Source organism: Falsiroseomonas sp. HC035, assembly GCF_050563525.1.
Classification (GTDB): Bacteria; Pseudomonadota; Alphaproteobacteria; order Acetobacterales; family Acetobacteraceae; genus Falsiroseomonas.
Window position 1 is genome coordinate 798,700 of sequence record NZ_JBNXUN010000001.1, and the last position, 12,874, is coordinate 811,573.

Below are 12,874 nucleotides of genomic sequence, written 5' to 3' on the forward strand. Positions count from 1 at the left end.
TGCCGCGCCGGCCGGGTCTACGCTCAGGCCGGCATCACGCCGGCTTCGCGGAAAGCCCGCGCGGCGCCGGGGTGCAGCGGCACGCCGCTGTACTTCCAGGCGACGGCCGGGTCGAAGGCGCCCATGCTGGCGTGGATCTGCGTCAGCCGCGTGCCGCGGTTCTTGATCAGGGTCTTGGTGATGCCATAGGCGGCGTCGTCCGGCACCGACTCGTTCGCCAGGATGACGCTGTCCATCGTCGTCACCATCAGGTCGGCGGATTGCAGCTGCGGATAGGTGCCGGCGGGCAGTCTGCCCTCGGCATAGGCGTAGGTGTCAGCCAGGTGCTTGCGGACGTCGTCAGGGAAGCCGACGAGTTGCGAGGCGCGGCGGCCCTGGCCGATTTCGGTCAGGATCGCGGCTGGCTTTGCCAGCGCGCAATACAGGTAGTCCACCTGGCCGTCGGCATAGGCGGCGGCGATGTCGGCGTAGCTGCCGTTCAGGTAGCGGCCGCCGTCAGCGCGGATCTTGTCCGGGCTGGAGCCGAGGAAGCGCAGGATGCGCTGCAGGGTCATCTCATCGGTCGAGGACCGCTGCGGGCAGGCGATCTTGAGGCCGCGCTGGGTCAGGATCTCCCGCATTCCCGCCGGCCCCGTGCCCACGGCGCGGACCAGGTTGTGCTCGGTCGGGCTGTAGCCGGTGCCAAGCGAGCGCAGCTTCTCATGCTTGGTCGTGTAGGGCTCCTCGCCGCGCGCCGCGGCGGCGGTGAAGGCATCGATGCCCCAGCCGAGCGGCGACTGGCCGTTGTTGACGCGGGTGGAATTTGCGAGGCCGCCACCGGGGACGACGCGGATGCGGATGCCCGGGTTCTCCTCCGCGATCAGGGAGGAAAGCCCGGCCGCCATCGTGTACCAGCCGCCGCCGACGGACCCCGCGACCCATTCCAGGGTCTGCTGCGCCTGGGCGGTGCGGATGAAGGGCGTGGCGAGCGCGGCGCCGCCGAGCAGCAGGACGCCGCGACGTGAAATGATGTTGGCCATCGAGGGCCTCCCCGTTTGTCTGCGGGGCGATCATGCGCGTCGTCCCGGCCGGCTTGCAACCGGCGGCGCGGCAGCTTTGCGCGGCGGCCGGGGCCGTTCTGCTCAGCTTCGCAGCAGATAGGGGCGCGCGGCCGCCATCGCGGGCACGCAATCCGGCGCGGCCTGTCCCAGCACCGCCTGCGGCTCCACCGTGCCGATCCAGCTTTGGAAGGCGGTGGAGATGGCCCACATCGGCTCGGCCATCGCGCGCTGCACCAGGGCCGGGCCGGCGCTGACGGCGCAGGCGGCGACGCCGGCCATCACGGCGGGTGGGGCGCTGGCCTCCGCCAGGCGGGACTGCATCTCGGCCTGCAACGGGTTGAGCAGGAACAGGGAGACGAGGAAGGCGATCAGGTCGTGCATCGAGGAAACCTCCGGATCGCGGCCGGGGCCGCAAGGGAGGTCCGACATCGCGCGGCGCGCCAGAGGGGCCCGGACCTGGAGGCGCATTTGGCCGTGCGGCGCGGCGGCTTCAAGATCCGGCTGCGCCATTGCGCGGCGGCGGCGCGGGACGGCATGCTGCGCGGCACAACCGACCCGAGCCGGAGATCGCCATGCATCGCCGTACCCTGCTGACTGGCCTTGCCGCCGGCCTCGCGCTGCCCGCCGCGCCCGCTTTGGCGCAGGGCGAGGCGGCGCACACGCTGCGCTTCATCCCGCAGGCGGATGTGACGACGCTCGATCCGCTGAACACCACCAGCTACGGCGTCCGCAACCACGGCCATATGTGCTGGGACACGCTGTACGGGCCGGGCAGCGACTTCACCATGCATCCGCAGCTGGCGGAGGGGCATGTGGTGGAGGACGACGGCCTGCGCTGGGTCTTCACGCTGCGCGCCGGCATCCGGTTCCACGACGGTGAGCCGGTGCGGGCACAAGATGCCATCGCCTCCATCGCGCGCTGGTCGGCGCGCGACACGCTGGGCCAGACGCTGCGCGCGCGCACCGAATCGATGACGACGCTGGACGACCGGCGCTTCGAGATCCGCCTGAAGCAGCGCTTTGGGCCAATGATCGACGCGCTGGGCAAGCCGTCCTCCTACCCCTGCTTCATTTTCCCGGAACGCTTCGCCACGGTGGACCCGACGCGCCCCTTCACGGAAGTCGTGGGCAGCGGGCCCTACCGCTTCGTGGCGGAGGAGCGGCTTTCCGGCGCCCGGGTGGTGTACCGGAAGTTCGCGGAGTACGTGCCGAACCCGAACCCGCCCAACCTGCTCGGCGGCGCCAAGCACGCGCATTTCGAACGGGTCGAGTTCCGCGTGATGAGCGACGCCGGCACCGCGGCCGCCGCGCTCCAGGCCGGGGAGGTCGACTGGTATGAGCAGGTGGCGCCCGACCTGCGGCCGATCCTGCAACGCCACCGCGACATCACGGTGGAGCGCATCGATGCCGGCGGCCTGATGGCCTCGCTGCGCATGAACCACCTGCACCCGCCCTTCGACAATCCGGGGGTGCGGCGGGCGCTGCTGCATTCGATCAACCAGGCGGACTTCATGGCCTCCATCATGGGGACGGACCGGGCGCTGTGGCAGGACGGCATCGGCGCCTTCCCGACCTCCTCCGCCCTGGCCAATGACGAGGGCATCGGCGCCCTGACCGGCCCGCGCAGCTTCGATGCGGCGCGCGCGGCGCTGCGGGCGGCGGGCTACGCCAACCAGCCGGTGACGGTGCTGCATCCGACTGATGTGGTGAACAACAACACCATGACGACGGTGCTGACCGATGCGCTGAAGCGGTCCGGCCTGGCCGCCGAGAGCGCCACCAGCGACTGGGGCACGGTGCTGCAACGCCGCGGTCGGATGGAACCGCCGACGCAGGGCGGTTGGAACGCGCTGGTGGTGCTGTTCGGCGGCGTGGACCTGGCAAACCCCGGCGTGCATCCGCTGCTGCGGGCCAATGGTCGCCAGGCCTGGTTCGGCTGGCCGACCAGCCCCGAGTTGGAGGCGATGCGCGACGAATGGCTGGATGCCAGCTCGCTCGACCAGCAGAAGGGCATCGCCCGCCGCATCCAGGCGCAGGTCTGGCAGGACGTGCCCTTCATCCCGCTCGGGCAGTACTTCATCGACAGCGCCTGGCGGAAGAACCTGTCCACGCCGCAGAAGGGGATGACGCTGCCGATCAACGTGCGACGGGCCTGACACAGCCGTAACGCACGGATGATTGCTGGCGCAGCAGCGGGTGGTGTATCGGCCGACCATGCTCCGCCAGTTCATCCGCCTGTACCGCCCGCATCTGCGCCTGGCGCTGATTTCCTTCGGATGCGCCGCGCTGTCGGGGGTGCTGGAACTCGGCTTTCCGATGGCGGTGCGCGGCTTCATCGACCATCTGCTGCCGCAGCAGGACATGCGGCTGATCGGCTTCGCGGTCATCGCCCTGCTGGCGGTGTACCTGCTGAACGCGGCGCTGATGGCGATCATCACCTATTGGGGCCACGTCCTCGGCATCGCCATCGAGACGGAGCTGCGCCGCCGCGCCTTCGACCACCTGATGCGCCTGTCCTTCCGCTTCTACGACAACCAGAAGACCGGCCACCTGGTCGGCCGCGTCACCAAGAACCTCGAGGACATCGGGGAGGTCGCGCATCATGGGCCGGAGGATCTGCTGGTCGCGGTGCTGACTTTCGTCGGCGCCTTCGCGCTGATGATCCTGGTCAGCCCGGAGCTTGCCCTGATGACGGCGGCGATCGTGCCGCTGGTGGGCTGGGTGGTGGCGCATTACGGCGGGCGGATGACGTTGAACTGGCAGGCGCAGTTCGGCCGCGTCGGCGCCTTCAATGCTCGCATCGAGGAAGCCATCGGCGGCATCCGCGTGGTCAAGGCCTTCGCCAACGAGGCGCATGAGCGGAAGCTGTTCGCCGACGACAACCAGAAATACCAGCGCACCAAGCTGGACGCCTACCGGATCATGGCCGTCAGCATCACGCTGAACTACCTCGGCATGCGGCTGGTGCAGCTTGTCGTGATGCTGGCGGGGGCCGGCTTCATCGTCGCCGGGCGCCTGTCCATCGGAGATTTCGTGGCCTTCCTGCTGCTGGTCGGCGTGTTCTACCGGCCGCTCGAGAAGATCAACGCGGTCATCGAGACCTACCCCAAGGGCATCGCCGGCTTCCGCAGTTTTCTCGACCTGCTGGCGACGCAGCCGGACATCGCCGATGCGCCGGACGCCACCCCGGCGCCCGCGCTACGGGGCGCCGTGCGGTTCGAGAGCGTGACCTTCGGCTACACCCCCGGCCGACCGGTGCTGCGCGGCGTGGACCTGGCGGTGGAGCCGGGGCAGACCATCGCGCTGGTCGGGCCATCGGGGGCCGGCAAGACCACCATCTGTTCCCTGCTGCCGCGCTTCTACGATGTGGAGGCCGGGCGCATCACCGTCGACGGCATCGACATCCGCCGCATGACCCTGGCCTCCCTGCGCGGGCAGATCGGGCTGGTGCAGCAGGATGTGTTCCTGTTCGCCGGCAGCATCCGGCAGAACATCGCCTATGGTCGGCTCGGTGCCAGCGACGCGGATATCCTGGATGCCGCCCGCCGCGCCCGGCTGGACGCGCTGATCGCGGAGATGCCGGAGGGGCTGGACACGCTGATCGGGGAGCGCGGCGTGAAGCTCTCCGGCGGGCAGAAGCAGCGGCTGGCGATCGCCCGCATCTTCCTGATGAACCCGCCCATCCTGATACTGGACGAAGCGACGAGTGCGCTGGACACCGAGACGGAGCGGGCGATCCAGCAGGCGCTGGCGGAACTGGCGCGCGGCCGCACCACGCTGGTCATCGCGCACCGGCTCGCCACCATCCGCGATGCGGACCGCATCGTGGTGGTGACGGAACAGGGCATCGCGGAACAGGGCAGCCACCGCGACCTGCTGGCGGCGGAGGGCGTCTACCGCCGCCTGCACGACGCGCAGTTCGCGGCGGCGGAGTAGCCGCTAACGCTGCGGCCCGCGCTTGGGTCCACCGGCCGCGGCGGCGGGACGCGGGCCGCTGCGGGGCGGGCCGCGATGGGCGTGCGGCGGCGGACCACGATCGGCACGCGGCGGACCGCGGTATTCGCGCGGCACCCGCGGCGCCTCGCGCGGCGGGGCGCGGTTGGGGGCCGGGGCGTGCGCCATCGGCTCGATGCGGATGCGGTCGTCCTCGTCGTTCGTCACGGTCTGCGCCGAGGCGGCGAAGCGCGCGGCGGCCCAGGGGGCGATCTCCACCCGGGTTTCGCGGTCCATCACCTCGATCCGGCCGACATCGCGCCGCGTCAGGTCGCCGCGGCGGCAGATGAAGGGCAGGATCCAGCGCGGGTCGGCCTGGTCGTGCCGGCCGATGGACAGGCGGAACCATACCCCCTCCCCGCCCCCTTCGCGCGGTGCGCGCGGCGCCGGCGGCGGCAGGGAGGACAGTTCCTCCGGGGCCGGCAGGGAGGATCGCAGGGCCTGGAACAGCGCGGCCGCCACCTGTTCCGGCGACTTCTCGGCCAGCAGGGCACGGGCGAGGTCCAGGTCGTCCTCCTCCGCCACCGCATCGACGGCGGTGCGGGCCTGGATGGCAAGCCGTTCCCGGTCCTTGGCGCGGACATCCTCAGCGCTCGGCGGGTTGGACCATTCAGCCTGGATGCGGGCGTTGGACAGCAGGCGTTCCGCCAGGCGGCGGCGGGCGGGGGCCACCAGCAGCACGGCAACGCCCTTGCGCCCGGCCCGCCCGGTGCGGCCGGAGCGGTGCTGAAGGGTTTCCTTGTCGCGCGGCAGTTCGGCGTGGATCACCAGGCCGAGATCCGGCAGGTCGATGCCGCGCGCCGCCACGTCGGTCGCGACGCAGACACGGGCGCGGCGGTCGCGCAGCGATTGGAGGGCGCGGTTACGCTCGGCCTGGGTCAGTTCTCCGGAGAGGGCGACCGCCGAAAAACCGCGTTCCACCAGGCTGCCATGCAGGCGGTTCACCTGCTCGCGGGTATTGCAGAACACCAGAGCGCCACCGGATTCGTACCAGCGCAGCGCGTTGACCACGGCGGCCTCGGCCTCGCGCGGGCCGACCAGCATGGCGCGGTAGGCGATGTCGCCATGGCGCTCACCCTCGGCGGTCGCGGCGATGCGCAGCGCGCCGCGCTGGTAGGAGGCGGCGAGGGCCACGATCTCGCGCGGCACCGTCGCCGAGAACATCAACGTACGGCGGGTTTCCGGCGCGCCTTCCAGGATGGCTTCCAGATCGTCCCGGAAGCCCATGTCGAGCATCTCGTCGGCCTCATCCAGCACCGCGGCGCGAAGCTGGGACAGGTCCATGTTGGTCCGTTCCAGGTGGTCGCGCAGGCGGCCCGGGGTGCCGACGACGATCTCGGCGCCCATGCCCAGGGCACGGCGGTCGGCCCGCACATCGGTGCCGCCGACGCAGGCGATGACCCGCACGGCGGTTCCGGAATACAGCCACGCCAACTCCTCCCGCACCTGCATCGCAAGTTCGCGGGTCGGCGCGATGACCAGGGCCAGCGGCTTCTGGCTGCGGCCGCCTTCCAGCACCTGCTCGGCGATCGCCAGCCCGAAGGCGACGGTCTTGCCGGAACCGGTCTGGGCGGAGACCAGCAGGTCGCGGCCCGCGGTCGCGGGGTCCAGCACGGCGGCCTGGACGGGGGTGGGTTCGGCGTAGCCGCGCTCGGCAAGGGCCTGGGCGAGACGTTCGGGGAGATCGGGAAAGGGCATTATGAGGCGCTGCTTACCTCACTATGCCCGGCGGCGCACGGATTCCCGTCCGATCCGCCGCATGGCTGCCCCGCGTCCAGCCTTACCCGGCCTGGGCGCCAGCCAGGGCCAGCGTCCTGCGGGCGCGGATCAGCACCGGCTCGTCCACCATCATGCCGTCCACGGTGAAGGAGCCTCGGCCTTCCGCGGCGGCGGCCTCCGCGGCGGCGACCTGGCGGCGGGCGAGCGCGACCTCGGCCTCGGAGGGCGCAAAGCCGGCGTTCAGGATCGGCACCAGCGACGGGTGGATGCAGGTGGCGCCGACCAGCCCGGAGCGACGGGAGCGGGCCACCAGGTCGCGGATGCGGTCCGCATCGCGAAAATCCGCCACCGTGCCGAGGGTACCGAGCGGGGCCACGCCGGCGGCAACCGCGGCGATCACCATCTGGCGCTTGGCCAGCACGATCAGCTCGTCATCCGGCTGCGCGCCGCACTCGGCGGCGAGGTCCTCCGCACCCACCAGCAGGCCGGCGACCAGGGGGTGGGCGCGGGCGATCGCCTCGATCCGCAGCAATGCCGCCGCGGTCTCCACCACCGGGACGATGACCATGCGGCGGGGCGCCTCAGCCAGGAGTTCGGCGGCGAGCACGACGTGGTCGGGGCCGAGCACCTTGGTCAGCAGGATGCCCTCGGCACCGGCCTCGATGGCGGCTTCAATATCCGGCAAAGCGAGGCGCAGCGGGCGGTTGACGCGGACCAGCACGGCGCTGCCGCCGGAGGCCGCCAGCGGCACCGCCTCGGCCAGCGCAGCGCGGGCTTCGGCCTTGCGGTCGGCGGGGACGCTGTCCTCCAGGTCCAGGATCACCGCATCCGCACCCGCGCCCGGCGCCTTGGCGACGAAGCGCGGGACGTTCGCGGGAACATACAGCATGGAACGCCAGGCGCGGGTCATGGCTTCGGGTCTCCGTGCAGCACGACGGCCGCTTCGCGCAGCCGGGCCAGTTCGGCAGCACCCAGCAGGGGCGCGAGGATCGTGTCGTTGTCGGCGCCCAGCTTCGGCGCCGCATTCCGCAAGATGCCGGGGGTGGCGGACAGGCGCGGCACCTCGCCATGCATGGGCAGCCAGCCGCCGGGCATCTCCGCATCCGGCACTTCCACCAGCGCCTCCCGCGCCGCCACATAGTCATCTGCGTCGAGGTCGGAGACGTCCATGATCGGGCCGATGGTGACGCCGTCCCGGTCGAATTTCGCCAGCGCCTCGTCGCGGTCCATCTGCGCGAGCGCGTCACGGATGATGCCGTCGATCACCTCGATATTGGCCAACCGATCGGGGTTGGAGCGAAAGCGCGGGTCGTCCACCAGTTCCGGCCGGCCGATGCTGTGCATCAGGCGCACGAACACCGCCTGGGTGCTGGTGGACAGGCTGAGCCAGCCGCCGTCGCGGGTGCGGTAGGCGTTGCGCGGCGCGGTGTTGGTGCTGCGGCTGCCGGTGCGCGGCTTCACCTGGCCGCTGACGCGCCAGTTGGCCATCTGCGGCTCCAGCACCGCGAAGATCGGCTCGAACAGCGACAAATCCACCACCTGCCCCTCGCCCGTCGCCGTGGCGTGGTGCAGCGCGATCATGGCAGCGGAGGCGCCGTAGAGGCCGGCATAGGCGTCCGCCATGAACATCGGCGGCAGCACCGGCTCGCGGTCGGCGAAGCCGTTCAGCGCGGCGAAGCCGGCATAGCCCTCGACCAGCGTGCCGAAGCCGGGCTTGTGGCGGAACGGGCCGGTCTGGCCCCAGCCGGAGACGCGGACGATCACCAGCCTCGGGTTCAGGTCCAGCAGCACCTCCGGCCCCAGCCCCATCTCCTCCAGCACGCCGGGGCGGAAGCTTTCGACGAAGATGGCGGCGGTGGCGGCCAGGTGCTTGACCACGGCGATGGCCTCGGCGCGACGCAGATCCAGGCACAGGCTGCGCTTGTTGCGGCACCAGGTCTTCCAGGCGGTCTCGATGCCGCCGACCTTCCAGGCGCGCAGGCTGTCACCGGCCGGCGGTTCCACCTTCAGCACCTCCGCCCCGTGGTCGGCCAGCACTTTGGTCAACATGTTGCCGGCGACGAGGCGGGACAGGTCCACCACCCGCACACCGTCCAGCGCGCCGCGCGCCGCCGGGTCGAAGTCGCGTCGCCGCTTCGCGCTCTGAGGCCTTGTGTGTTCCACCCGCGTCTCCTCCTCGCAAGGCGTAGGCGCGGTGTCCTGGGGGGTCAATCCGGCTCGACCTGCACGGCCAGCCAGCGTATCTGGTGCAGGTCCGCATCGTTGCGGCAGGATGCTCGCCATGACCCTCGCCGGCCTGTCGCTGCGTGACCTGGAATACCTGCTCGCGGTCGGCGAGCATCTGAGCTTCGGCCGCGCCGCGCAGGCCTGCGCCGTCAGCCAGCCCACGCTGTCCGCCCAGATCCGCAAGATCGAGGAGCTGCTCCAGGTCGAGTGCTTCGAGCGGGCGCCGCGCGGCGTGCTGGTGACGCCGCGCGGGGCGGAGCTGGTGGCGCAGGCGAGGCTGGTGGTGGCGGAGGCGCGGCGGATGTTCGAGATCGCGGCCGCCGGCGCCGCGCCGCTGGAGGGCACCTTTCGGCTCGGCGTGATCTCGACCCTCGGCCCCTACCTCGTGCCCTTCCTGCTGAAGCCGCTGCGGGCGCGCTTCCCCAAGCTGCGCCTGCTGCTGTCGGAGGGACTGACGCGGCAGCTTTCCCGCCAGGTGGAGGAAGGCGAACTGGACGCCGTGCTCGCCGCCTCCCCCCTGCCCGGCCCCGACCTGACGGAGCTGAAGCTGTTCCGGGAGGAATTCGTGCTGGTGGTGCCGCGCGACCATCCCCTGGCGCGGGTCGAGCAGGTGAGCCGGGAGGATATCCCGGTGCCGGAGCTGATCCTGCTGAGCGAGGGCCACTGCCTGCGCGACCACGCGCTCGCCTATTGCCCGACCCGTTTGCAGGAGGATCGCCCCGAATTGCAGGCGGCGAGCCTGGAGACGCTGCGCCAGATGGTCGCCGCCGGCGTCGGTGTTTCCTTCATGCCGCAGCTTGCCGTGCAGGTCGGCGCGCTGCTGGACGACATGGTGGCCTATCGCCGCATCGGCGACGGCAGCATGGCGCGCGACGTGGCGCTGTTCCACCGCCCCGGCTTCAGCCGCATCCGCGACGTGCGCCTGCTGCGCCAGGCGATTCGGGAAATCCTGGCGGAGCAGAGCGCGGTGAAGGTAGCGGCGACGCTGGTGTGAGGAGGGTGCCCCGCAAGTGGCGGTTTGGCAGCCAACGCAATGAATATGGCTTAAGACGTTTGTAAATTAGCTTTACCGGGCGTGCGTTACCTTATTGAAGGGCGAAAAGCGGACCTGCTAGATGTGCCGCCCCCACCCGTATAGAAAATTCCCTCAAGCGCATCCTCACTGCCGACTCGCGCCCTGCTTTTTCGAGGTAGGCTCGCTCGAGGGTCATGCGCTGTTCTGTCGCACTATCTGCTCGAAATCCGACTGCCGAATTGGGATCACTCGTGCAGATGGGCAAGGATGGCTTTTGCAGTTCCGGGAAGTCGGGAAACTGTGAATATGCAGCAATATCGTCATATTCATAGCCGGAGGAAAACCTACTGCTCGGCCACCGTTCTACGAGCTCGATTCGGAGATAGGTACGATGCCGGACTACGTGATGGCAGGTGCCACGATGCTGCGACGCAGTTATACTTGTCGCACGCAGTATGACGGCGGCCATGTTCGTTTGATCGAAAATGGCGCTCTCCAAAAGTGCACCGTTTAGCAAGGCGCCAGGAAAATGAGCGCCAGTGAGGTTCGCGCCTCTCAGATCAGCATTGCGAAGATCAGCAAAGGGAAACGCTGCCCCAGAAAGGTCAGCTCCACGGAAATCAGCGCCACGAAGATCGGCTGCGAAAAAATTTGCGCCACTCAGGTTCGCGCCACGAAAAATGGTTGGCCGGCCATCTAAGACTGATGCGATCAAGAACGGTGCAAACGCTTCCGAAATATCTGCCTTCGAAAAATCTGCACCAGATACGTCGGCGAAGCGCAGGCCGGATTTCGAAAAATTAGCGTTTACAAGCGACGCAGACTTCAGACTGAGGAAGTGAAGCCTTGAACCAGAAAAATTGATGCTATCGAGATGGGCACCGTTAAGAGATACGCCGCTGAAGTCCGCTCCGGCGAAGCTGTGTCCCCTTGCCATGAGAGAACGTAGCGCTTCTCCCTGGCCCTGCTCGGATCCGTCGCGAGCAGCACGAGCTCGGTCGACGATTGATATTGCCAGTGACAGGTCCATGGACGCCTGAACAGCCTCGACTGCTTCCGTTTGTCGTTCGGCGTTGTCCGTCAATATGGCGAAGGCTCGATCAAATCGATCTAAGCGCTCGAGGAGGTAGGTCTGCAGGTCTGCAGCACCTGGAACGGTGCTAGCCAGCGCCCCCCGATTATCTTCGGCTGAATTTGTCAGACCCATGAGCGGCCCGATAACCAGAGTACAAATCGACCCATAGAGTGCGGATCTTAAAATTAGGCGACGCCAGAAGGTTGACTTGGGCGATGATTGCCAATCTCTATGATTGATCCACCAGACAACAAATGCAATAACACTTAGGCTTAGCAGCCAGGGGAAAACACTACCAAGCACATCCTTCCAGGGCTGCGCAAGATCATTGATAAAACCGACCAAGCCGGCGACAACCGCGACGACGCTGCCCTTCACCCAGCCTTCAGCTGATATTAGGCAATCGACTGCGGATCTTAGGCTTCTTGCAAGGACCTTGATCTTGCTCACCATGGTTCCCGCCTCTCTGCCAAATTTAGCAGATCATGGGCAAAGCGCCGCCTCAACGCTTTTTTCAGTGTGCAACAAGAACGGGGCGCGAATGTCCTGCCTATGCTTCGGCGAGACGGATGCGGACCAAAGCTGCACCCTTAATCGCGAGGCTTGCGAGGCACACCTGTCCCTCAGGATCGAAACTGCGATTGGCTTTGCCCCCGTTACGCAAGATATGGCAAACGGGTGCCGCTCAGGATTGGCAGGGGGTCAGTCGTTCATGACCCGCCGCCGATCCCGGCCCGCTCAATGACTGCGCGCCACCGCGGGATCTCCGCGGAAAGCTGCGCCGTCAGCGGGCCGGGGCCATCCATGCGGATGATGGCGGCGGCCGGGCCGAGGCGGGCGATCAGCGTCTCGTCGTCCTTCATTGCCGTCAGTTCCTCGACAAGTCGCGCCATCATCTGCGGGGCCATGCCCTTCGGCGCGAACATGGCGAACCAGTTCGGCGCGGCGTAGCCGGGCACGTATTCAGCGATGGCCGGGATCTCCGGCACCGCCGGCACGCGCTCCGGCATCGTCATGCCGAGCAGGCGGGCGCGGCCCTGGCGGTGGTGGGACAGCACCTCGACGCTGCTGCCGAAGACGAAGTCGATGTCGCCGGTGTAGATGGCATTCACCGCCTGGCTGACGCCGCGATAGGGCACATGCACCGTCTCGATGCCCGCCAGCGCTGCGAACTGCGCGCCGGCCAGGTGGTTGGCGGACCCCACGCCGCCCGAGCCGTAGGTCAGCTTGCCCGGGTTCGCCTTCGCCTCCGCCAGCAGCGAAGGCAGGTCTGCGAAGCGGCTGTCGGCGCGCACCATCATGCCGGCGGGCACGTCGCAGACCACGGTCAACGGCGCCAGGTCGCGCAGCGGGTCGAAGTTCAATTGCTTCTGCAGGGTGGGCAGGATGGAGATGGAGGAGGAGATGAACAGCAGCGTCGCACCATCCGGCGGTGACTGCGCCACCATCTGCGCACCGAGGCCGCCGCCGACGCCGGGCCGGTTCTCGATGATGAAGGTGGCGCCCATGCGCCGGCTCAGGCGTTCGGCGATGATGCGGGCCGGGATGTCCTGCGGGCCGCCGGCGGCGAAGGGGATGACGATGCGGACCTGCCGCACCGGCCAGGCTTCCTGCGCCCGAGCCGGGGTGATCTGCGGCACGGTCAGTGCGGCGCCGGCCAGCAGCAGGGCGTTGCGTCGGTTCATGGTGGTCTCCTCCGGTCCGGCCCGTCTGCGCGGGCCGTTGCCAGGCATGATGGCGCGCCAGCCACGCGGCGTCACCCTCGGCCGGCGACACGCGAAGATGGACGCAGGACGCGAATTGCGA

10 protein-coding genes are annotated in these 12,874 nt (G+C 68.9%); 3 read left to right on the plus strand and 7 right to left on the minus strand.

Going from position 1 to position 12,874, the window contains the following annotated elements; translation table 11 throughout:
* Window positions 1–23 precede the first annotated feature (23 nt).
* Both ACLF3G_RS03970 and ACLF3G_RS03975 read right to left on the minus strand, forming a co-directional pair.
* On the minus strand, window positions 24–1,019 hold the full coding sequence (locus tag ACLF3G_RS03970) for a TAXI family TRAP transporter solute-binding subunit (protein WP_430668021.1): 996 nt from the start codon (window positions 1,017–1,019) through the stop codon (window positions 24–26).
* Between the two features lie 102 nt (window positions 1,020–1,121).
* Window positions 1,122–1,469, minus strand: coding sequence for a hypothetical protein (locus tag ACLF3G_RS03975; RefSeq protein WP_430668022.1), 348 nt, complete (start codon window positions 1,467–1,469; stop codon window positions 1,122–1,124).
* Between the two features lie 143 nt (window positions 1,470–1,612).
* Here ACLF3G_RS03975 and ACLF3G_RS03980 point away from each other — a divergent pair, with 143 nt between their 5' ends.
* Entirely contained in the window at window positions 1,613–3,196 is a 1,584-nt protein-coding gene (locus ACLF3G_RS03980; protein ID WP_430668023.1) for an ABC transporter substrate-binding protein, read from the plus strand.
* A 58-nt stretch (window positions 3,197–3,254) separates the two neighbouring features.
* Window positions 3,255–4,976, plus strand: coding sequence for an ABC transporter ATP-binding protein (locus ACLF3G_RS03985; protein ID WP_430668024.1), 1,722 nt, complete (start codon window positions 3,255–3,257; stop codon window positions 4,974–4,976).
* A gap of 3 nt (window positions 4,977–4,979) precedes the next feature.
* On the opposite strand, the gene ACLF3G_RS03990 is transcribed toward ACLF3G_RS03985, so the two are convergent.
* The 3 genes from ACLF3G_RS03990 to ACLF3G_RS04000 form a co-directional block, all read right to left on the minus strand.
* Complete coding sequence (locus ACLF3G_RS03990) at window positions 4,980–6,731, minus strand: DEAD/DEAH box helicase (RefSeq protein ID WP_430668025.1); 1,752 nt, start codon at window positions 6,729–6,731, stop codon at window positions 4,980–4,982.
* 82 nt (window positions 6,732–6,813) lie between these two features.
* Window positions 6,814–7,662 (minus strand): HpcH/HpaI aldolase/citrate lyase family protein, encoded by an 849-nt coding sequence (locus ACLF3G_RS03995; RefSeq protein ID WP_430668026.1) that lies wholly within the window; start codon window positions 7,660–7,662, stop codon window positions 6,814–6,816.
* The gene (locus ACLF3G_RS04000) at window positions 7,659–8,915 is read right to left on the minus strand and encodes a CaiB/BaiF CoA transferase family protein (protein WP_430668027.1); all 1,257 of its coding nucleotides are present in this window, start codon (window positions 8,913–8,915) and stop codon (window positions 7,659–7,661) included. Before ACLF3G_RS04000 ends, ACLF3G_RS03995 begins: the two co-directional genes overlap by 4 nt.
* Window positions 8,916–9,033: 118 nt before the next feature.
* Here ACLF3G_RS04000 and ACLF3G_RS04005 point away from each other — a divergent pair, with 118 nt between their 5' ends.
* Window positions 9,034–9,972, plus strand: coding sequence for a LysR substrate-binding domain-containing protein (locus ACLF3G_RS04005; protein ID WP_430668028.1), 939 nt, complete (start codon window positions 9,034–9,036; stop codon window positions 9,970–9,972).
* Window positions 9,973–10,063: 91 nt separating this feature from the next.
* Here the strand turns inward: ACLF3G_RS04005 and ACLF3G_RS04010 are convergent, their stop codons facing one another.
* Window positions 10,064–11,521, minus strand: a complete 1,458-nt coding sequence (locus tag ACLF3G_RS04010) for a pentapeptide repeat-containing protein (RefSeq protein ID WP_430668029.1) — start codon at window positions 11,519–11,521, stop codon at window positions 10,064–10,066.
* A 257-nt stretch (window positions 11,522–11,778) separates the two neighbouring features.
* The gene (locus tag ACLF3G_RS04015; protein WP_430668030.1) at window positions 11,779–12,753 is read right to left on the minus strand and encodes a Bug family tripartite tricarboxylate transporter substrate binding protein; all 975 of its coding nucleotides are present in this window, start codon (window positions 12,751–12,753) and stop codon (window positions 11,779–11,781) included.
* Between the last annotated feature and the right edge of the window lie 121 nt (window positions 12,754–12,874).

Coding starts and splice junctions, on each gene's coding strand:
- ACLF3G_RS03970 (WP_430668021.1), bottom strand. CDS start 1,019: ATGGCCAACATCATTTCACGTCGCGGCGTCCTGCTGCTCGGCGGCGCC.
- ACLF3G_RS03975 (WP_430668022.1), bottom strand. CDS start 1,469: ATGTCGGACCTCCCTTGCGGCCCCGGCCGCGATCCGGAGGTTTCCTCG.
- ACLF3G_RS03980 (WP_430668023.1), top strand. CDS start 1,613: ATGCATCGCCGTACCCTGCTGACTGGCCTTGCCGCCGGCCTCGCGCTG.
- ACLF3G_RS03985 (WP_430668024.1), top strand. CDS start 3,255: ATGCTCCGCCAGTTCATCCGCCTGTACCGCCCGCATCTGCGCCTGGCG.
- ACLF3G_RS03990 (WP_430668025.1), bottom strand. CDS start 6,731: ATGCCCTTTCCCGATCTCCCCGAACGTCTCGCCCAGGCCCTTGCCGAG.
- ACLF3G_RS03995 (WP_430668026.1), bottom strand. CDS start 7,662: ATGACCCGCGCCTGGCGTTCCATGCTGTATGTTCCCGCGAACGTCCCG.
- ACLF3G_RS04005 (WP_430668028.1), top strand. CDS start 9,034: ATGACCCTCGCCGGCCTGTCGCTGCGTGACCTGGAATACCTGCTCGCG.
- ACLF3G_RS04010 (WP_430668029.1), bottom strand. CDS start 11,521: ATGGTGAGCAAGATCAAGGTCCTTGCAAGAAGCCTAAGATCCGCAGTC.
- ACLF3G_RS04015 (WP_430668030.1), bottom strand. CDS start 12,753: ATGAACCGACGCAACGCCCTGCTGCTGGCCGGCGCCGCACTGACCGTG.